This window comes from Bradyrhizobium sp. S3.7.6, assembly GCF_054061875.1.
The window spans coordinates 3,427,320-3,451,842 of record NZ_JBSSEQ010000001.1 but is presented as its reverse complement, the minus strand read 5'-3'; the positions used below and the strand labels follow the sequence as shown (position 1 = coordinate 3,451,842).

Genomic DNA, 24,523 nt, shown 5'->3' with positions numbered 1-24,523 from the left:
CCACATGAGCGAGCTCTTCGACCAGTACCGCAGCAATTACCGGGACGTCGTCCAATCATCGATCGACTTCTCGGGCCTGCCCCACAGCTTCTTCATGCGCTCCAAAGCCGACCTCCTGCGCGACCTGACCGCGCGGCGTCTCGGATCGGCAAGACCCGCGATGCTCGACGTCGGTTGCGGCGTCGGCAGCTTTCATCCGTTGCTGCGCGGCATGGTCGGCAGCCTGACCGGCATCGATGTTTCATCGGAGAGTATCGAGCAGGCGCGCGCCGACAATCCCGGCGGCGAGTACCACGCCTTCGACGGCAGGAGCTTTCCCTTCGACGACGACAGTTTCGATATCGTGACTGCGATTTGCGTGCTGCACCACGTCGCGCCTGCCCAATGGACCAACTTCATCAATGAGATGCGGCGCGTGGCGCGCCCGGGGGGCCTTATCTGCATCATCGAGCACAATCCCCTCAATCCGCTTACCCGCCTTGCCGTTGCGCGCTGCGAATTCGATCGCGACGCCGTGTTGCTCAGCGCTCGCAAGGCACGGAGATTGATGGCGGCTAGCGGTTTGCAGAAGATCGGCGCACATCATTTCCTACTGTTGCCTTGGGAGGCAGAGCCGGCACGCCGCGTCGAGGGCGCCTTGAGGCGTATTCCGCTCGGCGCCCAATACGCCGCCTTTGGTACCGCCTGAACTATTTCAACAACACATCCAACCGCCGATGGGCGACCGCCAAACTTGGTATCGGCGCCGAAGGGTCGGTCATGAGTTGCTCGATTAGAGGTTGCGAATTAGATTGTCGCCCCGCTGGGGGAATCTAATAATCCATCGGTTTGTTGCGCCCGGCTGCCGTTCGCTGTCCGCTCTCGCTCAACGCGTCTATCGGAGGATGGACCGGGAATGGAAATATTAACCTGACCACTTCAACTTGAGCCAGACGGGGGCGAAAACCAATGACGCTCGGCGCACGCTCAGGCGGCGAACCATCTCCGGGGTGACGGCAAATGATCGATAGTAATGATGACTATTCGCGAAGGTTTCAGGAACTAAGGCCATTTCTCGTAAATGACGAAGGTCTCAAATACGCGGACTTCATCAAGACGCTGACGCCCAACTATACGAGGCTCTATCTGGATATTGCGCTCGGCTACTTTGCGCTGATTGTTACTTTTGCGTTTGTCCGCGCCGTGCCCGTGGAAATGGACTATGGACTGCTAATTACTGTGTTTGCTGGTGCAATCTCTATTGGCTTCTGGATCGCCTACCTGCAACTGTTCCTTCATGAAGGCGCTCACTTCAATTTCGCCCCTGATAGAGGAGAGAGTGATTTTCTATGCAACATTCTGGTTGCTTGGATGATAGGCACATCTGTTCAGCAGTACCGCATCACCCATTTTCAGCATCATCGCGCGCTCGGCAAAATCGACGACAGCGAATCGACTTATTTCTCCTCGCTTAATCTGGCATTTCTGATCAAGGCTCTGTTTGGCGTCCGAGTGATGGAAGTGCTGCGGTCGCGCACCGAACTCGAAGCTAAAGCCAAGAGGGTCGATCGAGGCACATGGGTCAGGCCCATGGGTCTCCTTGCGCACATTGCAATCGTCACGATTTCCTTCTTTTCTAGCGAGCTACTTTTTTGCGCCGCGTGGGTCCTGGGGACCGTGATGTTTTTCCCCCTCTTCGGCGCTCTTCGCCAGCTGCTGGAACATAGAGACCCCTCTGCGGATCCATGTGTCGATTACAATGAGCATGATCATGGCGCCTATACGAGGGTGTTTGGACCCGGCATATTCGCTTCGGTATTCGGAGCCGCGGGATTCAATCGCCACCTACTGCACCATTGGGAGCCGCAGGTTTCCTATACCAACTTGCATGAAATGGAGGCATATCTCCTCAAGACGGAGTTAGCATCGGTTATCGAGCAGCGTCGCTCCACATATTTGAAAACGTTCCTCAGTCTCTTCAGGTTCACATGACCAAAATAACGTGCCCGATTTGTGCCGATGGTTCTGTGCGTCATTTCGCGAAAGCCAACGACGTTGAGTATTTTACATCCGGCAGGCTCTTCGATTTCTACCGCTGTGACAGCTGCGATATTCTGTTCATTTACCCGATGCTGTCGGATCGGCTGAATGAAATCTATCCATCCAACTATTATTCGTTTCACGCCAATGCAGCCGATACCTTGGCACTACGCTTCAAGAAGCGTCTTGACGACAGGGCTTTCCAAGCAATCACCAAACAACTCAATGGAGAACGCCTGTCTGCATTAGACGTTGGAGGCGGAATCGGTTGGCTCCTCGACGGGCTGAAGAGAGCTGATTCCAGAATTGCTGATACAACCGTCGTAGACATTGATGCTGGAGCGGCCGATGTCGCCCGCGCCAAAGGTCACAACTTTCACCTCACGCCTATTGAAGGCTTCGAGACTGAAAAAACGTTTGACTTGATCTTGATGCTAAACCTGATCGAGCACGTTCCAGATCCGATCCAGATACTGAAAAAGGCAAAGAGCCTGCTTTCTCCTGGTGGTCTCATTTGGATTAAAACGCCCAACTACGACTCGCTAGACGCTCGTATTTTTAGATATCGTTCCTGGGGAGGATATCACACGCCTCGACATTTTGTTCTCTTCACCAAACCTAGCTTCATTCGTCACTGTGAATCCGCGGGCCTTCATGTTTTGAATTGCTCGTATACGCAAGGCGCCCCATTCTGGACCGTAAGCGCCATTAACGAATTAAAGCGCGTTGGCCTCGCGGAGGTGTCAGCTGCACGGCCATCGCTGCAGAACAGCCTTACTCCCTTTTTTCATCTGCTTTTTGCGGCGTTCGATTTTGTCAGGATGCCTTTCTCTAAGACGTCGCAGATGAATTGCATCCTCACGGCCCAATCATCCACTTCTGAGACATCATCGGCAACACCGATTTCGAGGGCGAAGTTGGGGTCAAGCAGGATTTCTGGCGGTGCGTGATCACGTCGCTCCAATAGGAATCAGCGCGCGGGCCGGACGGCAATCTGAATCCCGGCTCTATATGAATGCCATGGCTGAGAAGACTCCCGACGCTGCCTAGAAGAGCTGCGAGATCTGCGTGCAAGATCATCCGTTCGGCGAGAATTCTCCGACCTCTCTCAGCCATTACCCCACGCAAAGACCTGAGCTCAGGACGTGCCGAACGACGAGGACCGCCACATTCGACTGGTCGGCCAACGCGTCACGCTGTCGCGCACGCCGAGCAAGATGGTGGCGCGGCCGCCGGAATTCGGCGAGCAGACCGACGAGATCTTGAAAGAGTTCGGCCTCAGTGCAGACGAGATCGCGACGCTCCGGAACGCCAAGGTGGTGTAAAAGAACGGCCGCGTCGCGACAGCCGGCCTTTCGGATCCGGGCCGCCGCGGTGATCACCGTCGGCCGCGCATTGACGGCTTAAGCAACCATCTAGATCTTACGCAAACCGTCGAAGCGCGTGCCGACATAGCGGAGAAAGGTCGTTGTTGGACAGGTTGACCGATCCGCCGACTTGCTTGACGCCGATCGTGTCGAAGGAGATCGTCGTGGCGTCAATGTTGATGCCGCCGCCCGAGATGGCAATGCCGGCAACCGAGTTGCTTGACACGACCGAATTGCTGAGGTGAACGGCGGCGCCGGCACCCACGCCGATACCGCTGGCCGCGTTGATCACCTTGACGTTGCTGAGCGTCGCCTTGATCAAGCCCGCAGCCGCGCTTGCAATCGTAAAGCCGCTGCCTCCCATATCCCGAACCGTGGTGTTCACGACGTTCAGCGTTCCAGTTTCCAATCCGCTTGGCTCAAGCGGTAGGCTTCGCCCGCCGCGGCCATCCGACGTAGCGCAGCACGCGGTCGATCACAGGCCAAAACAGCAGCACGATCGCCAAGGTTGTGATCGAGCCGACCAGGCCGTTCGACCAGAACACCTTGAGGTTGCCGCCCGACCCGATCATCGACAGGCGGAAGGCATCCTCGGCGCGGTTGCCAAGCACGAGCGCCAGGGTGAACGGCGCGAGCGGGATGCCGATCTTCTTGAAAACGTAGCCGACGACGCCGAAGCCCAGCATCAGCCAGATGTCGAACATCGCGTTCTGGATCGCATAGGCGCCGATCGCGCAGGACACCACGATCATCGGCGCCACCGCGGCGAACGGCACGCGCAGGATCGAGGCGAAAATCGGCACCGTCGTCAGCACCAGCACGAGGCCGACGACATTGCCGAGATACATCGAGGCGATCAGGCCCCAGACGAAGTCCTTGTGCTCGACGAACAGCAGCGGGCCCGGATTGAGTCCCCACACCATCAACCCGCCGAGCAGGATCGCGGCGGTGCCGGAACCGGGAATGCCGAGCGCCAGCATCGGCAGCAGCGCCGAGGTGCCGGAGGCATGCGCCGCCGTCTCCGGCGCGAACACCCCCTCGATACGGCCCTTGCCAAAGCTCTCGGGATCCTTGGCGAAGCGTTTTGCGAGGTTGTAACCCATGAAGGAGGCCGCGATCGCGCCGCCCGGGGTGATGCCGAGCCAGCAGCCGATGAAGGAGGAACGCAGCAGCGTAACCCAGTATTTCGGCAGGTCCTTCCAGACGCTCAGCACGACGCGGAGCGAAATGCTTGCCGCGTGTCCACGCAGCGCCAGCCGCTCCTCCATTGTCAGCAGGATCTCGCTAATGCCGAACAGGCCGATGACGGCAACGAGGAAGTTGATGCCGCGCAAGAGCTCTGACGAGCCGAAGGTCATGCGCAGATTGCCCGACACCGTGTCCATGCCGACGCCGGCGAGCAGAAGGCCGAGCGACATCGAGATGACCGTCTTGTGCTTGGCCTCGCGCCCCAATCCGACGAAGGAGCAGAAGGTTAGTAGATAAACAGCGAAGAACTCGGGCGGACCGAACTTCAACGCAAAGGACGAGATCATCGGCGCGAGGAAGGTGATCAGCAGCACCGCGACCAGCGAGCCGATGAAGGAGGACGTGAACGCCGCGGTCAGCGCCTCCGCCGCCCTGCCCTGCTGCGCCATCGGATACCCGTCGAACGTGGTCGCGACCGACCAGGCCTCGCCGGGGATGTTGAACAGGATCGAGGTGATGGCGCCGCCGAACAGCGCACCCCAGTAGATGCAGGACAGCATCACGATCGCCGAGGTCGGATCCATCGTGAAGGTGAGTGGCAGCAGGATCGCAACGCCATTGGGGCCGCCGAGCCCGGGCAGCACGCCGACGAAGATGCCGAGCACCAGCCCGACCATCATCAGCACGAGCGTCTTCCACGTCAGCAGGACGGCGAAGCCATGAAGCAAGAGACCGAAAGCTTCCATCGTGAGCGCCTAGTAGCCGAAGGCCGCTTCGAGCGGCCCTTTCGGCATGATGACGTCGAAGGCGATGTCGAAGGTGACGAACATGATCGCCGTGAATAGGAGAGCAGTGAGCAGCGACTTCCACAGCGCGATCTTGCCGACAAGCCGCATGAAACCCGCGATCAGGAGGAAGCTCGCGACGTAGAGGCCGAGGAACTGCATCACCAGGCAGAACAGCAGCGTCGGCACGAACACCGCCATCACACGGCGCGCTTGCGCACGCGTGACGAAGCTTTCGGATGCCGCGCGGTGCGCCACGAAGGCCGCAATCAGGCCATAGAGGCTGCCGCCACCGAGGATGACGGAGAGATAGAACGGGAAATAGCCGGGCTCGGGCCCGGTCGAATCCCAGGAGGCGCCGGTACGCCAATTGTCATAGCCGAGCGTTGCGGCCAACGCGAGCAACAGCAGGCAGACGAATATCTCGATCGTGCCGGAGGAGACGACGGAGGGTGAGTCGTCTTCAGGCGCGGTCGGATCGTCGACAACGATTTCAAGATCGGTTTGGGGCATGAGCTGTCAGGGACGGAGTGCGGTCAATTCTCCCTCGCCACGCTTGAGGGGAGGGGATGGGGTGAGGGGGAGTCTCCGCGGGGACGGTGAGCATTGGACTCGCGGAGAGAGCCCCTCACCCCAACCCTCTCCCCGTAAGAACGGGGCGAGGGAGTAGAGCATCTTACTTCGCGACGAATCCGGCTTCCGTCATCAGCGACTTGTTGGTGGCGTCGTCCTCCTCGAGGAATTGCACCATGTCCTTGCCGGTGAGGAAGATCGGCTTCAGCGCCTGCTTTTCCATGTAGTCCTTGTATTCCGCGGTCTGCGTCACCTTGTGGAACAGATCGACATAGAACGCCTGCTGCTCCGGCGTGACCTTGCCGGGCAGGAACATCGCGCGCAGCATCAGATACTGGACGTCGACGCCCTCCTCCTTGCAGGTCGGGATGTCGGCCCAGGATTGCGTGTCCGTCACCTTGCTGGTGTAGGAAATGCGCTCCTTGTCGAACACGCAGAGCGGGCGCACCTGGCCAGCACGCCAGACTTCGAGATTTTCGCTCGGGTTGTTGACGTTGGATTCAGTGTGGTTGCCGACGAGCTGGGTCGCGGCCTCGCCGCCGGACTTATAGGGCAGATAGGAGAATTTCGCGCCGGTCTTCTGCTCGAGGAAGACGGTCAACACGTGATCCTCGCGCTTGGAGCCGGTGCCGCCCATCTTGAACGGCGAACTCGCCGCCTTCGCGGCCGCGACGAATTCCTTCACCGTCTTCGGACCTGCGCTGTTGTCCCACAGCACGAACTGGTCGAGCGCGATCACCGAGACCGGCGTCAGCTCGCGCCAGTTGAACGGGATCTTCGCCGACAGCGGCAGCATGTAGATCAGCGAATAGGCGATCAGCACCTTGTTCGGGTCGCCTTCGCTCGACTTCATGTACATCAGCGCTTCCGCGCCCGAGGCGCCGCCCTTGAGCGAGACGACGATCGGCTGCTTCATCAGATTGTTCTTCTGAATGGCGGCCTGCATCATCCGCGCCATCTGGTCGGAGGCGCCGCCCGCGCCTGCGGCCACCACGATCTCGACGGGCTTGGTCGGCTCCCAACCGGCAAAAGCCGGCGCGCCACAAAGCGCGGCGGCCAGCACGACCGCGGCCTTCATTCCATGTCCCACGTGCGTCTCCCCAAGTTTTCGCCTATGTTATTGTTCGGATTGGCAATTCGCGAAGCAATGCGAATTGCATTGTGCGGGCGAATGCCGGCCAGTTCAAGCCAGCCCGGCGCCGCTGGGCTTATGACTTTGGAATGAGATCGATTGCGAGCTCGACCGCCGAAATCTCGGGACTGGAATAGAAGGCGAGCCCCCAAATCAACGTGCAGTTCGGGTTGCCCCTACGATCGTTCGGGAATTACCTACTGTTTGGCGGTGAGAGATAATGTGTCACAGCTTTGTGCCACAAAGCCCGCGAGATCATCGGGCGGGTGGGCCAGCACGCCGGATGCAACCGATATGATCACTGGTCTCCAGTCGCCTCAGTGAAGAACGGGCGCGTTTCCTCATTTCGCAGATGCCGAGAGCCTATGGTCTATTTCAATCGAAATTCCACCGGAGGAAAATCAGAGGTAGCTCAAAGCACTTTGGTGTTCGCTGTTGTCGTATTCGTGTTCGTTGTCACAAGCCTCATGATCGCGCCGGGCGCGGATGGGCTGTTAGGTGCATACCTCGCCGCTCTAATGCTCGGCATCGCCTGCAACGACGCCCGCCACTACCTCATTCCAAACGAGCTGACCGCCGCGGCTTTCGGAATTGCTTTGTTACGCGGATTAATCTTACCCAATGCCAGTGCATCATCCATGCTGTGGCTGGTCTTTCGCGCCTCAGCGGTAAGTCTGCCGTTGTTTCTTCTCTTGTTGTTCTACCGCCACTGGCGCGGCCGAAACGGATTGGGACTTGGGGACGTCAAGCTTGCCGCAGTTGCCGGTGCCTGGCTCGAACTCCCAACGGCGGCTGCGGTGATCGAATTGGCGGCACTTTCGGCGATTGCCGCCTACACCGCCAATGCTGTCGTGCGACGGCGGTCGCTGCGACGTACGGCACTCCTGCCGTTCGGACTTTTTATGGCGCCCGCTATTTGGATCGGCTGGCTGAGCGAACAATTGCTTTTGCGCTGGGGCTATTTCTGGCCGGGTTGACCTCGCCGCTTGCAAGGTCGGTGCCTCGGCGGTCCCGCGGCCGCGAGTTGAGACGCGGAGACGTAGTGTTGCACGCTACTTGCCCTTCCAGTTCGGTGTACGCTTGTTGAGGAAGGCGTCCATACCCTCGCGGAAATCTTCGCTCATATAGGCCTTGAGGATCAGGTCCTCGCCCTCTTCGCGCGACAGCGTGCGGCGGATACGGCGCACCGCCTCCTTGGTCGCTTCCAGCGTGAGCGGCGCATGGCTTGCGACGAGCTTGGCGGTCTCGTCGGCACGGCGCTGCAGCGTCTCGACGTCGGGCACGACCTCGTTGAGCAGGCCGAGCGACAGCGCTTCCTGCGCCTCGACGAGGCGCGCCTTGAAGATCAGATCCTTGGTGCGGGCGGGACCAACGAGCGAGACGACGCGGCTGATGTTCGACATCGACAGGCAGTTGCCGAGCGTGCGTGCGATCGGAAAGCCGATGCGCGTGGTTTCGGTACCGATGCGGAGGTCGCAGCAGGCCGCGATGCCGGCGCCGCCGCCGGTGCAGGCTCCCGCGATCGCCGCGATCACGGGCACACGGCACTGCTCGAGCGTGCCGAGCACGCGGTCGATGCGAGCCTCGTAGTCGAGCGCGTCCTGCGCGGTCTTGAAGGCGCGGAATTGAGAAATGTCGGTGCCCGAGGCGAAGGCCTTGTCACCGGCCCCGGTCAGGATCAGCGCCTTGATCGAGCGATCGGCGTTGATCTCCTGGCAGATCTCCGCCATGCGATCATACATGGCGAAGGTCATTGCGTTGCGCGCCTGGGGGCGGTTGAAGGTGATCCGCGCGATGCCGTCCGTCACGGAGTAGAGCAGGTCTTCGTTGGTCGTCGTCGGTGCGTTCATCGCGCGCTCACTTTCTAAGTTAGTTCAGGCCACCTGAGCCTTCAGGCCACCTGAGCCTTGGCCATCGGCACCGCGTCGCGTCCCTTCAGGACGTCCATGGCCGCCAAAACGCCGCCGCTCCGGTGCGGAATCTTTGCAAGATCCAGGCCCATCTCGACGCCGGCGAGTGTGCCCATCAGCATCAGGTCGTTGAAATGGCCGATATGGCCGATGCGGAACACCTTGCCCTTGACCTTGTTCAGGCCCGTGCCAAGCGACATGTCGAAGTTTTCGAGCACCACCTTGCGGAAGGCGTCGGCGTCGTGTCCATCGGGCACGCGCACGCCGGTCAGCGCCGGTGAGTGTGCGGCGGGATCGGCGCACTGCGTCTCCAGGCCCCAGACCTTGACCGCGGCGCGCGTCGCGGCGCTGTGCCGCTTGTGGCGGGTCCAGACATTCTCTAGCCCCTCCTCTTCCAGCATCTTGACGGCTTCACGCAGGCCGTAGAGCAGATTGGTCGCGGGCGTATAGGGGAACGTGCCGAGCTTGTTGAAGGAGATGACCTCCTGCCAGTCCCAGTAGGAGCGCATGCCGGGGTTGGCCTTCGCCACCGCGAGCGCCTTCTCCGAGACGGCGTTGAAGCCGAGGCCCGGGGGCAGCATCAGGCCCTTCTGCGAGCCGGCGACCGAGACGTCGATGCCCCAGGCATCGTGCTCGTATTCTATCGAGCCGAGGCCGGAGATGGTGTCAACCATCAGGAGGGCCGGATGCTTGACGCGGTCGAGCAACTTGCGCACCTCGAGCGGCGGCGTCACGCAGCCGGTCGAGGTCTCGTTGTGGACGACGCAGACCGCCTTGATCGTGTGCTGCTTGTCGGCGGCAAGGCGCTTCTCGATCTCGGCGAGATCGGCGCCATGGCGCCAGTCGCTCGGGATAAAGTCGACGTCGAGCTTGAACTTGTCGGCGATGCCGCGCCACAGCACGGCGAACTGGCCGGTCTCGCACATCAAAACCTTGTCGCCGGGCGCGAACACGTTGACCATCGCCGCTTCCCAGGCACCGGTGCCGGACGAGGGGAAGATGATCACGGGCTGCTGGGTGCGGAACACCCGCTGCATCGAGGCGAGAACCGCAAAACCGAGCTCCGCGAACTCCGGACCGCGATGGTCCAGCGTCGGCATGTCCATCGCCCGCAGCACCCGGTCGGGCACGTTGGTCGGTCCTGGAATCTGTAAGAAATGCCTTCCAGTGTGCACGGTCATCGGCGTCCTTCCCGGTCTAGCCTTGGTTTTGATGGGCGCCGAATAGCACCATTTGACCGGCTTGTCCCCTCTCCTAAAGGCGCCTCCCATGCATAACCGGCAGCCCTCGCCCTGGCCGCGCTTCCCCTACTCCGCGGCCACCACCTTTCCGGAAGGCAGGCGCCTCTCGGCCCCCGTGAACGGGCGCTCCGGATGCATAAGGAAGGCGGAGAAGCCGCCGAGCAGCAGCAGCCCCATCGACATCAGAAACGGCAGGTACCAGTTGCCGGTCGCGTCGATCACGAAGCCGGCAACGAGCGGGGAGACGATGGCGGCGAAGGCTGAGCCGGTGTTCATGAGGCCCGAGGCGGTGCCGGAATATTTCGGGGCGATGTCCATCGGGATCGACCACATCGGGCCGATCACCAGCTCGGCGCAGAAGAAGCCGGCCGACAGGCACAGCGCGACGATCGTGATGTCGTGGACGAACAGGATCGGAAACAGCGAGAGCAGAGCCCCCGTAAATCCCGCAACGGTGACGCTCAGCCGCGCCAGGCGGACATTGCCGGTGCGATCGAGGATCTTGTCCGAGAGCACGCCGCCGACACTGTCGCCGACCACGCCGGCGAAGAAGACGCCGGAGGCGAACAGCGCCGAGTTCTTGATGTCAAGATTGTAGTTGTTCTTGAAGAACAGCGGCAGCCAGTTGAGATAGAGCCACAGGCACTAGCCGTAGCAGAAATAGGTCAGCGTCACTGGCCACATGCGTCCGAGCAACGGCCCCCACGGAACGCGCGGCCGCTCCCCGGTCGGGCGCGGCGGAAGTGCGGCGAGCTCGGCCTCGGTGATGGAGGCGTGCTTCTTCGGCTCGTTGCGGAAGTACCAGACCCAGACGACGCCCCAGACCAGGCTGACGAGACCGAGCACGACGAACGCGCCGCGCCAGGTCAGCCAGAGGATGAGCAGCGCCACCACCGGCGGCGTCACGGCGTTGCCGAGCCGGGCGAAGGAATGGGTCAGTCCCTGCGCAAAACCGCGGCGGTTCGCGGGCGTCCAGTATTGCATCGCGCGCGTTGCCGTCGGGGAAAGGTCGCGCCCTCGCCGAAGCCGAGTGCGAAACGCGCGACGAACAGTGCGGCAAGACCGTTGACGAAGCCGGTCGAGATGGTCGCCGCCGCCCAGATCATGCCGCACCAGAACAGGGTCTTGCGCGGACCGAAACGATCGCCGACCCAGCCGCCGATCACCTGGAACAGCAGATAGGGATAGGCGAAGGCGGAGAACACGAGGCCAAGCTGGGTGTTAGACAGACCCAGCTCCTTCTGGATGTCGCTCGCGGCGGTGCCGATGTTCACCCGGTCGACATAGGATGAAGTACATCGCGCAGAGCATCGCCAAGACGACATGCGTGGCCTTGAACCGAACTCCCATCTCCACCCCTCCCGAATTGCTTGTTATGATTGTCGCCCGCCTGCCCCGCGCGGCTTAAGTGCCGACGACCTTCAGATGCGGCGAGGCATTGCCCTGCGGGCGCTGCTCCAGAAGCTTCATCGCGGCGTCGACACCGCCGGAGCGATGCGGCACGCCCGCAACCGACAGGCCCATCTCCACGCCGGTGAGCGCGCCGAGCAGCGTCAGCGCGTTGCATTCGCCGAGATGGCCGATGCGGAAGACTTTTCCGGCTACCTTCGACAGGCCCGAGCCGAGCGACATGTTGTAATTGTCGAGCACGATCTTGCGGAACTGATCGGCGTCGTGGCCCGGCGGCATCAACACCGCGGTGAGCACCGGCGAGAACTCCGAGGGCTCCTGGCAGAGGATCTCGAGGCCCCAGTGACTGACGGCGGCACGCGTCGCGGCAGCCAGCCGCTGATGGCGCGCGAACACGTTGTCGAGCCCCTCTTCGAGCAGCATCGCGATGGCCTCGCGCAGGCCATAGAGCAGATTGGTCGCCGGCGTGTAAGGGAAGAAGCCGTTGGCGTTGGGCTTGAGCATCTCCTCCCAGTCGAAATAGGAGCGCGGCATCTTGTTGGTCTTCGCGGCGGCGCGAGCCTTCTCCGAGATCGCGTTGAAGCCGAGACCGGGCGGCAACATGAAACCCTTCTGCGAGCAGCTCACGCTGACATCGACCTTCCACTCGTCGTGGCGGTAGTCGACCGAGCCGAGCGAGGAGATGGTGTCCACCATCAGCAGCGCCGGATGCGCGGTGCGGTCAATCGCGGCGCGGATCTCGGCGATGCGGCTGGTCGCGCCGGTCGAGGTCTCGTTGTGCACGACCATGACGGCCTTGATCGCGCGCGCCTTGTCCTCGGTGAGCTTCGCCTCGATCAATGCGGGATCGGCGCCGCGGCGCCAGTCGCCGGGCACGAAGTCGACGTCGATGCCGAACCGCCCCGCCATCTGCCGCCACAGGGTGGCGAAATGGCCGGTCTCGACCATCAGCACCCGGTCACCAGGCGACAGCGTGTTGACGATCGCGGCCTCCCAGGCGCCCGTCCCCGACGAGGGGAAGATCACGACCGGGCCCGCGGTCTGGAAAATTGTCTGGCTGCCTTCGAGCACGGCGCGGCCGAGCTCGCCGAACTCGGCGCTCCGGTGGTCAATGACCGGCATGTCCATGGCGCGGAGGACGCGCTCGGGGACCGGGCTCGGGCCTGGAATCTGAAGGAAATGGCGTCCCTGGTGCATGAAAACCTCCCTGTCGGCGGACTCTAGCCGGCTTCGGAGGTTATTTTGCATTCATTCTTTGTCATTTCAATTGAATTTTGGTATTCGATTGTGAACATCGACGCGATCAAACAGGCAAACTATTGTGCTGCAAATGAAATCCACGATTCCCGACACCGGGGTTCCGATCGCCCCACCCGCCGCAAATGGCGGCGACCGCCAGGAGGCCTCGCTTCACGGCGAGATCCTGCTGCGGCTGCGCGACTACGTGGTCGAGGGCAATATTCCCGACGGCGCACGCGTTCCCGAGCGGCAGCTCTGCGCGATGCTCGGGATCTCCCGCACGCCGCTGCGCGAGGCCCTGAAAGTGCTCGCCTCCGAGGGGCTGATCGAGCTTCTGCCCAACCGCGGCGCGCGCGTCCGCCAACTCAGCCAGCGCGACCTCGAAGAGCTGTTCGACGTCATGGCGGGGCTGGAGAGCCTTGCCGGGCGCCTCGCCTGCGAGGCCATTACGGATGAGGAAATCACCGCGATCGAGCAGCTGCATTACGAGATGTACGGGCACTATCTGCATCGCGACATGCACGGCTATTTCCAGACCAACCAGCGCATCCACGAAAGCATCGTCGCGGCCGCACGCAACGAGACGCTGAAGACCGCCTACGCCAACTTCGCAGGCCGCATCCGCCGGGTCCGTTACTCAGCCAATTTCGCCCGCGAGCGGCAGCGTTGGGCGGAAGCGATGCGCGAGCACGAGGCCATCCTCGACGCGCTGCGCCGCCGCGCCGCCGGCGAGCTCAGCGACATCCTGTTCCAGCACCTACGCAACAAGCGGACGGCCGCGATCGAGCACCTGACCGAGCCCCAAGAGGACGCGCCGGCCTCGCCCTGAGCGGCCGCCCGACTTGCTTATTTTGAATTCATAATATAATCGGTCGTGAGAAATAATGAATAACTCAGCAAGGTTGGACCTCGCTGGGTCAATCCGGGACCAGGGATGACAAACGCCTCCTCGCTCGAACGGCGCCTGCGCGCGGAAAGGACCGGCGACGTCCTGTTCGACGGCTTCAGCCGCGGCCGATATGCCACCGACGCCTCGTTCTACCAGATCATGCCGGCCGGCGTGGTCGTGCCCAGGACCATGGACGAGGCCTTGCGGGCGCTGGCGATCGCCCGTGACGAGGGCCTGAAGGTCACCCCGCGCGGCGGCGGCACCTCGCAATGCGGCCAGACCGTCAATGACGGCCTCGTGGTCGATCTCTCGAAACACCTCAACCGCATCCTCTCGCTCGACGTCGCGGGCCGCACCTGCGTGGTCGAACCCGGCATCGTGCTCGACGACCTCAACCGCCAGCTCAAGAAACACGGCCTGTGGTTTCCGGTCGACGTCTCCACGGCCTCGCGCGCCACCATCGGCGGCATGGCCGGCAACAATTCCTGCGGCGGCCGTAGTCTGCGCTACGGCACGATGCGCGACAACACGCTGTCGATGGAGGCGGCGCTCGCCGACGGCACGCTGGGCCGCTACGGCGAGGTGTCGCGCGATCTCTCCGATCTCGATGCGAACGACAGCGCGCGAGCCCTGTTCCGCGACATGCTCGATCTCGGCGCCCGCGAGGCCGACGAGATCGCCGCGCGCTTTCCCAAGGTGCAGCGCCGTGTCGGCGGCTACAATCTCGATGCGCTGACGCCGCGCAATGCGCGCAACAACATGGCGCATCTCTTGGTCGGCTCGGAAGGCACCCTCGCCTTCACCACCAAGGTCGAGCTAAAGCTGTGGCCAGTGATCCGCAACAAGGCGCTCGGCGTCTGCCATTTCGGCAGCTTCTACGAGGCGATGGACGCCGCCCAGCACCTCGTCAAGCTCAAGCCTATCGCGGTCGAGCTGGTCGACCGCACCATGCTCGCGCTCGGCCGCGACATCGCGATGTTCAGGCCGATCATCTCCGCCGCCATCAAGGGCGATCCGGATGCCGTTCTGGTGGTCGAATTCGCCGAAGAGGACCAGGCGGACAATCTGGTGCGCCTCAAGCAACTCGGCGAATTGATGGGCGATCTCGGCTTCGGCTGGAATAACGACCAGCGCAAATGGGGCGGCGTGGTCGAGGTCACCGAGCCCGCGCTGCAAAGCGGCATCGCCGATTTCCGCGCCGCCGGCCTCAACGTCATGATGTCGATGAAGCAGGAGGGCAAGCCGGTCTCGTTCGTCGAGGATTGCGCCGTGCCGTTGCCGCACCTGGCCGACTACACCGCGCGCTTGAGCGAGGTTTTCGCCAAGCACGGCACGAGCGGCACGATGTATGCGCATGCCTCCGAGGGCTGCCTGCACGTACGGCCCGTGCTGAACCTGAAGCTTGAGAAGGACGTCAAGGCGATGCGGGCCATCGCCGAGGAGGCCTTCGCGCTGGTGCGCGAGTACAAGGGCTCGCATTCCGGCGAGCATGGCGATGGCCTGGTGCGCTCTGAATTTCACGAGACCATGTTCGGCGAGCGTCTCGTCGCCGATTTCAGGGAGGTGAAGAGCCGCTTCGATCCCGAAGGCGTCCTCAATCCCGGCAAGATCGTCGATGCGCCCCGGATGGACGATCGCGCGCTGTTCCGCTTCAAACCCGACTATCGCGTCAACGAGTTGAAGACCAGGCTGGATTGGTCCGCCTATCCCGGCGCCGGCGGCGGATTCCAGGGCGCGGTCGAGATGTGCAACAACAACGGCGCCTGCCGCAAGCTCGAGGGCGGTGTGATGTGCCCGTCCTACCGCGCGACGCGCAACGAGAAGGACGTCACCCGCGGCCGCGCCAACAGCTTGCGGCTCGCGATCTCCGGCCAGCTCGGTCCCGACGCGTTGTCCTCCGACGAGATGATGGAGACTCTCAAACTTTGCGTCTCCTGCAAGGCCTGCCGCCATGAGTGCCCGACCGGCGTCGACATGGCCAAGATGAAGATCGAGGTGCTTGCGGCACGCACCGCCTCCCACGGTCTGACGCTACGCGATCGGCTGGTCGGCTATTTGCCGCGCTATGCCGGCCTCGCGTCGCGCTTCGCTCCGCTGGCGAATTTGCGCAACCGCAGCCCGCTGCTGCGAAAGCTGTTCGAGCGCTTTGCCGGCATCAGCGCGCGCCGCGCGCTGCCCGCGTTCCGCAGCGACGTGTTCGTGCCGCCGGCCGAAACGGTCGGGCCGGAAACCGGCCGCGAGGTCGTGCTGTTCGCCGACACCTTCAACCGCATCTATGAGCGCGAGAATCTCGAGGCCGCGTTGCGCGTGCTCGCGGCCGGCGGCTATCGCGTGCATCTGCCGAAACCAGCAAGCGGCAGCCGTCCGCTGTGCTGCGGCCGGACCTTCCTGTCCGCCGGTCTCGTCGACGAAGCCAAATCCGAGCTCGATCGTCTCGTCGCCGCATTCGCGCCCTTTGCCGCGCGCGGCGTCCCGATCGTCGGGCTCGAGCCAAGCTGCCTTTTGACGCTGCGCGACGAACTCGCCTCACTGCGCAAGGACGATGACGCCAAGGCCGTCGGCGCCCACGCGCTGACCTTCGAGGAATTCCTGGTGCGCGAGGCCGAGGCCGGGAGGCTGCAACTGCCGCTCGGCACCGTTGCCGACAAGGCCCTGGTGCACGGCCATTGCCATCAAAAATCCTTCGGCGCGTTCAAACCGGTCGAGCAGGTGCTGCGCCTCGTCCCCGGTCTGGAGGTCGAGACCATCGAGTCGAGCTGCTGCGGCATGGCCGGCGCCTTCGGCTATGGCGCGGATACCTACGATGCCTCGATCGAGATGGCCGAGCTGTCGCTGCTACCCGCCGTGCGGCGCGCGGACCGGAATACGCTCGTCGTTGCCGACGGCACCTCTTGCCGGCACCAGATCCACGACGGCGCCCAGCGCGAGGCGCTTCACGTCGCGCGCGTGCTGGCGATGAGCCTTGATCGTGCCGAAACCCAATCCACAACCCCTCCCGTTGCAAAGGAAACCAGCCATGGCTGACCTCACCCTCGACACCGCCCGCAAGATCCTCGACGCCGCCTTCGCGAAATCCACCGAGCTGAAGCTGAAGCCGCTGGTCGTCACCGTCCTCGACGCCCGCGGCGTGCTCAAGATCGCCGCGGCGCAGGACGGCACCAGCCTGATGCGCGCCGAGATCGCGCACGGCAAGGCCTATGGCGCGCTCGCATTGGGCATGGGCTCGCGCGCCCTGTTTCAGCGCGCGCAGGAGCAGGCCTATTTCATCGATGCCGTGAACACCATGGCCAAGGGCGCGCTGGTGCCGGTCCCCGGCGGCGTGCTGATCATGGACGGCACAACGCTGCTCGGCGCCGTCGGCGTCTCCGGCGACACCTCGGACAACGACGAGGCGTGCGCGGTAGCGGGCATCCAGGCGGCGGGGATGAAGGACAACGCGGGCTAGCGATCGTCCACGCACCCAGAGCCCCTGCGCTCGACAAGACGTTATGGAGTGCGCCGCGTGGGATCGCTTGTCGGGGGTTCGAGTCCCTAGAGCGCTACATCGCTAAACCCACTCTTTTGGAAGCCCTGTTTTCTTATCGGCGGGCAGCCTAACTCCCGAGCTGGCCTCCCGATAGCCCGTCAAAAGCCGCCGTTCGAGCGCGATTCCTCGCTACCCAAATGGTGCTCGAATAAGGTTCAAATCCCGGAGGCGCAACCACCGATACCGACATTCGGTTCAAGTTGCGATCTGACCGTGGGGCCTCTGCGTCCCGAACGCAGTGAGTATCTTTTAAGTTATTGATATTTCTTGGTGTGGCAGTCGTTCCCGTCCCGTTTTGTTCACTGTCGTTTCACCCAATTCATTGCGATTTCGTTGCGGGCGTTTACCGCGAGAACAGCTACAAACCTCGTCCGATTTCTCTGCGCGAAGGGCGCTTCTCCGGTCGCATGAGGCGGAAAAGGCCCCCGGGAAAGACTCGAACTCGTTTCATGACGGGATGAGCGAGCCACCCGCGAGCGGATGTCGCCGTCATGCGAGCCGAAGCGCTCTCGCGAAAACCCGGCTGCGCAGGCGGTCGCGTTCAGCCACGGGCGATCCGGAACCGGTGAATTCGGCGACGCCGAGCTGATCTGTAATTCGGCGATGTGTCTGAGTACCTGTCCGCGCCCTGACATGCAGCGGGAACCTCGGACCTTTTTATTCGCAATTATCCTTTCGGTAGGCCTAACTCCTCGATGGCCCGGAGGCAGATCTTGGCGGGGTCCTTGAGGCCCGTCTGCCCGATCTCAATGATCTTCCCGGCGGTATCACTTCGGTGAGCGGATCGTTTCGATCCTGTACGCCAATCGTACGGAGGGCCTTCTCGTAAGCGCTGGAAAGCCGCGTGATCTATTCAGGCCCAAGAGGTGAGTTTTGAAATATTCGGTAGATGGCCCAGCGTTAGTCCCCCTGCTGGACGTACCGTAGCATCAGCTCGCGAAGGGAGCATTGCGATTCGAGCCTTGGGCAAACGATTTTCGGTTTTCCGGGATGACCAGAGGCTCGACGGAAGCCGCTCAGGAGGAGTCAGGGAGCCTTCGCGCGCGCCCGTTCGCGGGCGGCTCGGCGGCGCTGATCCCGGCCGAGCCGGGTCGAGGCAGGAAGACGAGCCGCGGGTGTGGTGGCGGCGGCTCGGCTCCAGCTGCCTGCCTTCCGGCCTCGGCTTCAGAAGGCCGAGCTTCCATGAGCTCGAGAACCGCGCGCCCCTTCTCATTGTCACCAACCAGGCCGATCCGGCGCTCGTCCAGGCGAAGCTCGGGAATGGCAAGAACCTGACGGTCCGCGCGCCGAAACTGCACTTCTTCGAAGATGATCCGTTCAGCCGCCCTACGAAAGTGAGGACGGCCTGCCTGAGGCGCTTCGCGTCGGACAGCTTCAATCAAAACGATTCTTTCGCCTCTGTCGCACTATGGAGTTGGCTGAAGTATCACGTTGTCGATAAGCCGCGTCGAGCCGACATAGGCGGCCACGCACAGCGCCGCGGGGCGGTGCAGCGGACTTGACGCGGGCTTGAGCGTGTCGCCGTCGACGAGCTCGAGGTATTGCAGCTGATCAACCGTTTCCAAATGCCTCTTGGCGATTGCAACCAGCTTGTCCACGTTCCGCTCTCCCAAGCCGAACGCCTCCGCTGCGGCGAACAGTCCACGACTGATGGCGAGGGCCTGCCCCCGATCTTCCTCGCTGAGATACCGGTTACGGCTGCTCATTGCGAGACGGTCCGCCTCCCGAACGGTCGGCACGGTCACGATCTCGATCGGCAGATTCAGATCGATGGCCATCCGACGCACGACCGCACACTGCTGAAAATCCTTTTGCCCGAAGAACGCGACGTCCGGCTGCACCATATTGAACAGCTTGCATACAACCGTCGCAACCCCACGAAAATGTCCCGGTCTGAAAGCGCCGCAAAGCGGTTTCGCGAGCTCGCCCGGTTCGACGAAGGTCTCGAATTGAGCAGGATAGATTTCTTGTGAAACCGGCGCGAAGACGATCGTAACACCGGCATCGCGGCATAGCTTCTCATCGCGCTGGAAGTCGCGCGGATACGTACTTAGATCCTCGCGTGGCCCGAACTGGGTGGGATTGACGAAGATGCTGACCACGGTGACGTCGCATTGCGCCCGGCTGGCCTCGATCAGCGCCAAATGGCCGTCGTGCAGATAGCCCATTGTCGGTACAAGTCCGACACGTTTGTCGGCTCTGTGAGCGTCCGCGAGCGCGCGGCGAAGCTCGGCGACCGTCGTGATTGTCTGCATATCTACGCTTCACATCGGGTTCGGTTGGAAGGCGCCCAGTTTGTGATCGTCTCACCTATGCCTTCGGGAAGCCGATAGGATTCTTGCGGTGCCGGAAATGTACCGTTGCGGACATCGGCAACCCAACGCGACAGCGCCTCCTGCAACACCCGAAAGCCGTCGGCGTAGGTCCGAACGAATCTCGGGACATGGCCTTCAATCAAGCCGAGCACGTCGTGGAACACCAGCACCTGCCCCGAACAACCAGGACCTGCGCCAATCCCGATGGTCGGTATCGTCAGCGTTTCCGTCGCTCGCGCAGCGAGCTCGGTCGGGATGCCTTCCAGGACCAGAGCGAAGCAGCCGGCCTCCTGCAGGCGATGGGCGTCGTCGAGCAGGCGCAAGGCGTCATCGGCCTTGCGGCCCTGCACCTTGAATCCGCCCATTGCATAGACGCTCTGCGGGGTCAGGCCGAGATGACCCATCACGGGAATCTCGCACTCGACCAGGGCACGTATCATTGCGACGCGTTTGGATCCGCCCTCGAGCTTCACGGCGTCAGCGCCACGCTGCAGGAAACCTCCGGCGTTACGTATCGTGTCCTCGGGACTGAGGTGAAAGCTCAGAAATGGCATATCGGCCACGAGCAAGGCTCGAGGCTTCGCACGCGCAACCGCCTCGAGATGGTGATTCATCATCGCCATGCTGACCGGCAGCGTATTGTCGAATCCGAGGCAGACGTTGCCGACGCTGTCTCCGACAAGGATCATATCCACGATGGGATCCGCAATGCGTGCGGTGACCGCATCATAGGCGGTCGTCATCACGAGGCGCCGCCCCTCCTCCTTCCACAGCTGCAGCCTTGGAAGCGTGACCCGCTCGAACGCCGTTTCGGACCTGTGGCTCATATCCACTCCTACCGTAAGACTGACATCAGTTCGATTCTGCGGCACGAAGTGGTATGGTCTTGGCGTCGCCTGCCTCGCCCAGGATTTCGAAGCAATAGCGCTTGGCACAATCCCGAGTGACGGAATAGGTCATGCGATCGGTAATGTGGTTGTCGCGATCGAAGGCGAGAATTCTTGGTTTCAGCCGAACGATTTCCGCCCCATCCACGTACGTCGAACTGCAGACGATGATCTGGTCGCCGACGTGGCAGGTGCGCGCGGCGGCACCATTGAGGACACAACAACGTGAGCCGGGTTCGCCAAAGATGACATAGGTCGAAATTCGCGCGCCGGAATTCTTGTTCCAGATCTCCACGAATTCCATCGGCAGAATCCCCGCCTCATGGCACTGATCCGGATCGAGCGTAATCGAGCCGTGATAGTGAAGATTGGCCTCCGTGACATGGATGCCGTGAAGTTTGGCGGCGAGCACCTTTTTCATCTGAAAGTTCCGTCGAACCTCGCACGCATCCCCAAAGCCGGGCATTCCTACGGAGCACGAGATAAAACTGTCAACCTGGATGAGCAAAATGAAACACATCTCTCAAAAATGGCGACCCAACGCATAAAAACGTCCAATGGTCGCGCGATCATCACGTAAGAACTTCCTACCCAATCGCCATGTGAAAGGCGGAGTTGCCTCGAGCTGGGCGCCGACGTCTCAAGTACCCGCGAGCGATGCGCCGCTGGCAGGAACGTCCGGTCAGGCGGCTCGCATTTTGGTCAGAAATTGGTCTACCGCCGTACGCAGCATATCCGACTGATTCTCCAACCCACGCGCATTAGTGAGAACCTCGCCGGCTGCTGTACCGGTGGCGGCCGCTGCGGTGCTGACGTTGCCTATATGCACTCTGATTTCGTTGGAACCCGCGGCGACGGACTGGATGTTGCGCGCAATTTCGCTTGTCATAGCACTCTGCTCTTCGACCGCGGAGGAAATGCTCAGCGTGATGTCACTCATCCTGACGATCGTTTGCGTAATTCCGTTGATGGCGAGAACTGCGTCGTTTGTAGTTGCCTGCATGGTCTCGACCTGCGCGGAGATCTCCTCCGTTGCCTTTGCCGTCTGATTGGCAAGCGCTTTAACCTCGGCTGCCACGACAGCAAATCCGCGTCCGGCGTCGCCGGCACGTGCCGCTTCGATCGTCGCGTTGAGGGCAAGGAGATTGGTCTGCGTGGCGATACTATGGATGAGTTGGACAACTTCGCCGATCTTTTCGGCTCCGCTTGCCAGGACCTGCACCGTAGCGTTTGTGCGCTCAGCGTCACCAACAGCTTGGCGCGCGACCTCGGTCGACTGCAACACCTGTTGCGATATCTCCCTTACCGACGCAGATAATTCCTCGGCGGCGGCGGCTACCATTTCGACGTTCCCGGACGCTTTTTCTGACGCAGCGTCGACGGTGGACGCGCGCAGACTGGCATCGCTGGCGGTCGTGGTCATAATATCCGCTGTGCCCTGCATATCGGCGGCTGAAGCGGCGACCGCACGAACGATGCCATCGACGCTTTGCTCAAAATCATTCGCAATGCTCTCCATGGTGGCACGGCGCTCGGCAGCCGTGCGACGTTGAGCTTCGGCCTCGACCAGCTCCAGCCCCCGAATACGAATCGTGTTGTCCTTGAACACTTGGACGGTCGCGGCCATTGCGCCGATCTCATCTTTCCGACCTACACCTGGAATGTCCTGTTCGAGTTCGCCGTCAGCGAGCCGCCTCATGCACGTGCCAAGTGCTGCCAACGGTTTAGTGATGCTGCGGCCGAGGAACCAGGCGATGACACCCGAGACCAGTCCGATCACGATGATGGCACCCCCGAGCGACCACATGATCGGTTGCAGCTTGGCATCAAGATCATCCAGATACGCGCCGGAACCGACGAACATGTCCCATCCGGGAATGCCTACCGCGTAGGACAGCTTCCTGATCGGCTCCTTTTCGCCGGGCCTCATAAACTCGTAACGCAGCACGACATCGCCGTTCGCCGCCACGCCGTCCCGCAGTTCGCGGATCAGCGCACGTCCGTTGGTCTTGCCGTCAAGACGATTGACCCCAATTGTCTTTGGATCCTGAGAGGCGACCGCGACACCTTCCATCGTATTTGCAAAAATATAGCCCGCGCCCTTGTCATACGTCATCGTCTGAGCACGGCGGGAAAATTCAGCAATTGCAGCCTCTTTGGTGAGTTGGCCTGCCTCGACTTGCTTCTGCAAGCCTAATGCAAAGTTCTTGGCGATCTCGACGATGGCGCGGGTCTGTTCGACACGCGAATTGATCATTTCCTTCTGCATCAAATAGCCCGCAAGCAATCCAGCTGAGAAGAGGCCCAGCATCGAGATCGCAACTAGAATGCTGATCTTGGGAGTGATCGGCATGTTATTGAGTGATTTCAAGGAACGTCTCCAAGGCAACTGCCCGGCGGGCTCAGGCGCATAGATTATTGCTTGTATACAAGTGATCGGTTTAGGTTTCGTTACAGCCGCTACAAGTCGGCCAACACTTGTGCCATGTTGACCAGGATCGGACGACGGAGTGCCAGCTCCTTTCCACTGCGCATGCATCGACGAGATGAGCAGGTCGACAACCCTCATCTCGCCGGTCAAGCCCTTCCACCAGCGTCAAACGCTCGACACCGACGCAGCCTTCATCGTGGCCTCCGTTTCCGTGTCGACCTTGAAGCCCTTCGCGGACAAATCCCGGCCGAGGGTCTCGGGCAGCAAAAGAGAGGCGAGAATGAAGACGGCCGCAGCGGGAAGGGCCACCGCAACCATGCCGTTGAGAAGGCTTCCGCCGAAATGGGCGGCCGCAAGTGGCACGATCACAGGGGCTATGCTGCCGAGCCCGCGACCTCCCATATAGAATGTAGACACCGCTGTCGCACGCAGGTTGACCGGATAGAGTTCCGAGATCCAGACGCCCGTCACACCCAGCGCGACGTTGCCAATGCCGAAGCCGATGTAGAGCCAGAACATCGGCCACTCAGTCTTCGATCCCACGTAGAGCTGGCTCCCCCACACAGCCATACCGACCAAAGACCCGACCCAGAACAGCGCGGGCACGAGGGCTCCGAAGCGGCGGCCAGCCCTGTCATTGAAAAAGCCGTTCGCGAGGTAGCAAATGCCGCTGACCACCGAGAGCAGAACGGCTGTCGTGCGAACGACATCACCTGGCGTATGCATATCGCGCAGCAGCAGTGTCGGAATAAAGGAGACGACGCTGTAGTAGCAGAGCATGTAGCTCATCAGCCATACGAAGGCGATGACGGTCTGCCGTGCCAGCCCATTGCGGAAGAGATCCGCAAGGGGAAGTGTGCGGGCTTCTGCGGTGACCTGACTGGCCTTGCGTTGCGCCTCATACTCCAGCCAGATCTTGGATTCAGGCATAAAGAAACGAATGAAGATGATCAGCAGGATGGGCACACCGCCACTCAGTAGGCCGATGCGCCAGCTCCACTCGTCGCTGAACGCCGCAATCAGCCAGATGCCAACGATTGAAGCCGTGGATGACGCGATCACGGCACAGCCTTGGAGCGCAGCCGCGCCCAAACCTCGGCTGCTCTTTTTCCAGGCCTCGTTGAAGAGCACCATGCCTACGCCATACTCCCCGCCAAGACCGATGCCGGTGATCAACCGCAGCACGGCAAGCGACCAGTAATTCCATGCGAAGGCCGAAATGATCGCGGCAACCGAGAACAGCGCGATTGTGAGTTGAAGCGAGGTCTTTCGGCCAAGTCGATCACCAACGATGCCAAACAGCGCGCCGCCAATGGCCGATCCGAACAATGTCAGAGCTTGCAGTGAACCGACCTCGGCCAACGATAGCGACATCGACCGTTGGATCGCGGGCAAAAGAAACGGAAAGATCAGAACGTCGTAGAAGTCGAGAATGTAGCCCAGCATCGCCGAGATCATAATCGAATACCGTTGCCTCGCCGTGTAATCTTCCGAAGTTCCGATCGCCGTAGACATGTGGTGCGCTTCCCGTTGAGAGAACTGGACAATTGATGGTCGTTATCGAAACGCTTTCCGCGTCGTTGGGAGTCGCAAATGCGGCTCCGGGCACCG

Annotated in this window: 19 protein-coding genes and 2 pseudogenes; 8 read left to right on the top strand and 13 right to left on the bottom strand. The window is 61.7% G+C overall.

Annotation, left to right across the window (positions count from 1 at the left end; translation table 11 throughout):
* Window positions 1-4: 4 nt before the first annotated feature.
* The 4 genes and pseudogenes from ACVJ5M_RS16285 to ACVJ5M_RS16270 form a co-directional block, all read left to right on the top strand.
* Window positions 5-688: a class I SAM-dependent methyltransferase gene (locus tag ACVJ5M_RS16285; protein WP_354100604.1), complete on the top strand. Its 684-nt coding sequence runs from the start codon at window positions 5-7 to the stop codon at window positions 686-688.
* A 311-nt stretch (window positions 689-999) separates the two neighbouring features.
* Window positions 1,000-1,971 carry a fatty acid desaturase gene (locus ACVJ5M_RS16280; protein WP_354100605.1) on the top strand — a complete coding sequence of 324 codons (972 nt, stop codon included), beginning with the start codon at window positions 1,000-1,002 and terminating at the stop codon, window positions 1,969-1,971.
* Window positions 1,968-2,969: a class I SAM-dependent methyltransferase gene (locus tag ACVJ5M_RS16275; RefSeq protein ID WP_166342849.1), complete on the top strand. Its 1,002-nt coding sequence runs from the start codon at window positions 1,968-1,970 to the stop codon at window positions 2,967-2,969. Before ACVJ5M_RS16280 ends, ACVJ5M_RS16275 begins: the two co-directional genes overlap by 4 nt.
* A gap of 186 nt (window positions 2,970-3,155) precedes the next feature.
* A pseudogene (locus ACVJ5M_RS16270) lies at window positions 3,156-3,344 on the top strand (CoA transferase); the annotation flags it as partial.
* A 97-nt stretch (window positions 3,345-3,441) separates the two neighbouring features.
* On the opposite strand, the gene ACVJ5M_RS16265 reads toward ACVJ5M_RS16270, so the two are convergent.
* From ACVJ5M_RS16265 to ACVJ5M_RS16250, 4 genes are all read right to left on the bottom strand, one after another.
* The gene (locus ACVJ5M_RS16265; RefSeq protein WP_456679353.1) at window positions 3,442-3,771 is read right to left on the bottom strand and encodes a hypothetical protein; all 330 of its coding nucleotides are present in this window, start codon (window positions 3,769-3,771) and stop codon (window positions 3,442-3,444) included.
* A 34-nt stretch (window positions 3,772-3,805) separates the two neighbouring features.
* Window positions 3,806-5,320: a tripartite tricarboxylate transporter permease gene (locus tag ACVJ5M_RS16260; RefSeq protein ID WP_354100607.1), complete on the bottom strand. Its 1,515-nt coding sequence runs from the start codon at window positions 5,318-5,320 to the stop codon at window positions 3,806-3,808.
* A 9-nt stretch (window positions 5,321-5,329) separates the two neighbouring features.
* On the bottom strand, window positions 5,330-5,872 hold the full coding sequence (locus ACVJ5M_RS16255; RefSeq protein ID WP_354100608.1) for a tripartite tricarboxylate transporter TctB family protein: 543 nt from the start codon (window positions 5,870-5,872) through the stop codon (window positions 5,330-5,332).
* A 163-nt stretch (window positions 5,873-6,035) separates the two neighbouring features.
* Window positions 6,036-7,010 carry a Bug family tripartite tricarboxylate transporter substrate binding protein gene (locus ACVJ5M_RS16250; protein WP_028149699.1) on the bottom strand — a complete coding sequence of 325 codons (975 nt, stop codon included), beginning with the start codon at window positions 7,008-7,010 and terminating at the stop codon, window positions 6,036-6,038.
* Between the two features lie 419 nt (window positions 7,011-7,429).
* Between ACVJ5M_RS16250 and ACVJ5M_RS16245 the strand changes: the two genes are divergently transcribed.
* The gene (locus ACVJ5M_RS16245; protein ID WP_354100609.1) at window positions 7,430-8,041 is read left to right on the top strand and encodes an A24 family peptidase; all 612 of its coding nucleotides are present in this window, start codon (window positions 7,430-7,432) and stop codon (window positions 8,039-8,041) included.
* 75 nt (window positions 8,042-8,116) lie between these two features.
* On the opposite strand, the gene ACVJ5M_RS16240 is transcribed toward ACVJ5M_RS16245, so the two are convergent.
* From ACVJ5M_RS16240 to ACVJ5M_RS16225, 4 genes and pseudogenes are all read right to left on the bottom strand, one after another.
* Window positions 8,117-8,914: an enoyl-CoA hydratase/isomerase family protein gene (locus ACVJ5M_RS16240; RefSeq protein ID WP_135215083.1), complete on the bottom strand. Its 798-nt coding sequence runs from the start codon at window positions 8,912-8,914 to the stop codon at window positions 8,117-8,119.
* Window positions 8,915-8,955: 41 nt separating this feature from the next.
* Window positions 8,956-10,155, bottom strand: coding sequence for a pyridoxal-phosphate-dependent aminotransferase family protein (locus tag ACVJ5M_RS16235; RefSeq protein WP_354100610.1), 1,200 nt, complete (start codon window positions 10,153-10,155; stop codon window positions 8,956-8,958).
* A gap of 126 nt (window positions 10,156-10,281) precedes the next feature.
* A pseudogene (locus ACVJ5M_RS16230) lies at window positions 10,282-11,565 on the bottom strand (MFS transporter).
* A 54-nt stretch (window positions 11,566-11,619) separates the two neighbouring features.
* The gene (locus tag ACVJ5M_RS16225) at window positions 11,620-12,822 is read right to left on the bottom strand and encodes a pyridoxal-phosphate-dependent aminotransferase family protein (protein ID WP_456679352.1); all 1,203 of its coding nucleotides are present in this window, start codon (window positions 12,820-12,822) and stop codon (window positions 11,620-11,622) included.
* A 133-nt stretch (window positions 12,823-12,955) separates the two neighbouring features.
* On the opposite strand from ACVJ5M_RS16225, the gene ACVJ5M_RS16220 reads away from it, so the two are divergent.
* The 3 genes from ACVJ5M_RS16220 to ACVJ5M_RS16210 all read left to right on the top strand — a co-directional run bounded on the left by ACVJ5M_RS16220 (window position 12,956) and on the right by ACVJ5M_RS16210 (window position 17,198).
* Window positions 12,956-13,693, top strand: a complete 738-nt coding sequence (locus ACVJ5M_RS16220; protein ID WP_354100612.1) for a GntR family transcriptional regulator — start codon at window positions 12,956-12,958, stop codon at window positions 13,691-13,693.
* A 105-nt stretch (window positions 13,694-13,798) separates the two neighbouring features.
* Window positions 13,799-16,777, top strand: coding sequence for an FAD-binding and (Fe-S)-binding domain-containing protein (locus ACVJ5M_RS16215; RefSeq protein ID WP_354100613.1), 2,979 nt, complete (start codon window positions 13,799-13,801; stop codon window positions 16,775-16,777).
* Window positions 16,770-17,198 carry a GlcG/HbpS family heme-binding protein gene (locus tag ACVJ5M_RS16210; protein WP_231142507.1) on the top strand — a complete coding sequence of 143 codons (429 nt, stop codon included), beginning with the start codon at window positions 16,770-16,772 and terminating at the stop codon, window positions 17,196-17,198. Before ACVJ5M_RS16215 ends, ACVJ5M_RS16210 begins: the two co-directional genes overlap by 8 nt.
* A 1,487-nt stretch (window positions 17,199-18,685) precedes the next feature.
* Here ACVJ5M_RS16210 and panC read toward each other — a convergent pair.
* The 5 genes from panC to ACVJ5M_RS16185 form a co-directional block, all read right to left on the bottom strand.
* The gene (panC, locus tag ACVJ5M_RS16205; RefSeq protein WP_231142509.1) at window positions 18,686-19,534 is read right to left on the bottom strand and encodes a pantoate--beta-alanine ligase; all 849 of its coding nucleotides are present in this window, start codon (window positions 19,532-19,534) and stop codon (window positions 18,686-18,688) included.
* Between the two features lie 2 nt (window positions 19,535-19,536).
* Window positions 19,537-20,421, bottom strand: coding sequence for a 3-methyl-2-oxobutanoate hydroxymethyltransferase (gene panB / locus ACVJ5M_RS16200; RefSeq protein ID WP_354100617.1), 885 nt, complete (start codon window positions 20,419-20,421; stop codon window positions 19,537-19,539).
* Window positions 20,422-20,446: 25 nt separating this feature from the next.
* Entirely contained in the window at window positions 20,447-20,902 is a 456-nt protein-coding gene (gene panD / locus ACVJ5M_RS16195; protein WP_231145340.1) for an aspartate 1-decarboxylase, read from the bottom strand.
* A gap of 261 nt (window positions 20,903-21,163) precedes the next feature.
* Complete coding sequence (locus tag ACVJ5M_RS16190) at window positions 21,164-22,852, bottom strand: methyl-accepting chemotaxis protein (protein ID WP_354098489.1); 1,689 nt, start codon at window positions 22,850-22,852, stop codon at window positions 21,164-21,166.
* Between the two features lie 225 nt (window positions 22,853-23,077).
* Window positions 23,078-24,427, bottom strand: a complete 1,350-nt coding sequence (locus ACVJ5M_RS16185) for an MFS transporter (RefSeq protein ID WP_231142513.1) — start codon at window positions 24,425-24,427, stop codon at window positions 23,078-23,080.
* Window positions 24,428-24,523: the final 96 nt, after the last annotated feature.

Bases quoted from the DNA above. Each gene is read 5' to 3' on its own strand.
- ACVJ5M_RS16260 (WP_354100607.1), bottom strand. From the start codon at position 5,320: ATGGAAGCTTTCGGTCTCTTGCTTCATGGCTTCGCCGTCCTGCTGACG.
- ACVJ5M_RS16225 (WP_456679352.1), bottom strand. From the start codon at position 12,822: ATGCACCAGGGACGCCATTTCCTTCAGATTCCAGGCCCGAGCCCGGTC.
- ACVJ5M_RS16245 (WP_354100609.1), top strand. From the start codon at position 7,430: ATGGTCTATTTCAATCGAAATTCCACCGGAGGAAAATCAGAGGTAGCT.
- ACVJ5M_RS16285 (WP_354100604.1), top strand. From the start codon at position 5: ATGAGCGAGCTCTTCGACCAGTACCGCAGCAATTACCGGGACGTCGTC.
- ACVJ5M_RS16235 (WP_354100610.1), bottom strand. From the start codon at position 10,155: ATGACCGTGCACACTGGAAGGCATTTCTTACAGATTCCAGGACCGACC.
- ACVJ5M_RS16215 (WP_354100613.1), top strand. From the start codon at position 13,799: ATGACAAACGCCTCCTCGCTCGAACGGCGCCTGCGCGCGGAAAGGACC.
- panB (WP_354100617.1), bottom strand. From the start codon at position 20,421: ATGAGCCACAGGTCCGAAACGGCGTTCGAGCGGGTCACGCTTCCAAGG.
- ACVJ5M_RS16250 (WP_028149699.1), bottom strand. From the start codon at position 7,010: ATGAAGGCCGCGGTCGTGCTGGCCGCCGCGCTTTGTGGCGCGCCGGCT.
- ACVJ5M_RS16275 (WP_166342849.1), top strand. From the start codon at position 1,968: ATGACCAAAATAACGTGCCCGATTTGTGCCGATGGTTCTGTGCGTCAT.
- ACVJ5M_RS16280 (WP_354100605.1), top strand. From the start codon at position 1,000: ATGATCGATAGTAATGATGACTATTCGCGAAGGTTTCAGGAACTAAGG.
- panC (WP_231142509.1), bottom strand. From the start codon at position 19,534: ATGCAGACAATCACGACGGTCGCCGAGCTTCGCCGCGCGCTCGCGGAC.
- panD (WP_231145340.1), bottom strand. From the start codon at position 20,902: ATGAAAAAGGTGCTCGCCGCCAAACTTCACGGCATCCATGTCACGGAG.
- ACVJ5M_RS16220 (WP_354100612.1), top strand. From the start codon at position 12,956: ATGAAATCCACGATTCCCGACACCGGGGTTCCGATCGCCCCACCCGCC.
- ACVJ5M_RS16185 (WP_231142513.1), bottom strand. From the start codon at position 24,427: ATGTCTACGGCGATCGGAACTTCGGAAGATTACACGGCGAGGCAACGG.
- ACVJ5M_RS16255 (WP_354100608.1), bottom strand. From the start codon at position 5,872: ATGCCCCAAACCGATCTTGAAATCGTTGTCGACGATCCGACCGCGCCT.
- ACVJ5M_RS16240 (WP_135215083.1), bottom strand. From the start codon at position 8,914: ATGAACGCACCGACGACGACCAACGAAGACCTGCTCTACTCCGTGACG.
- ACVJ5M_RS16210 (WP_231142507.1), top strand. From the start codon at position 16,770: ATGGCTGACCTCACCCTCGACACCGCCCGCAAGATCCTCGACGCCGCC.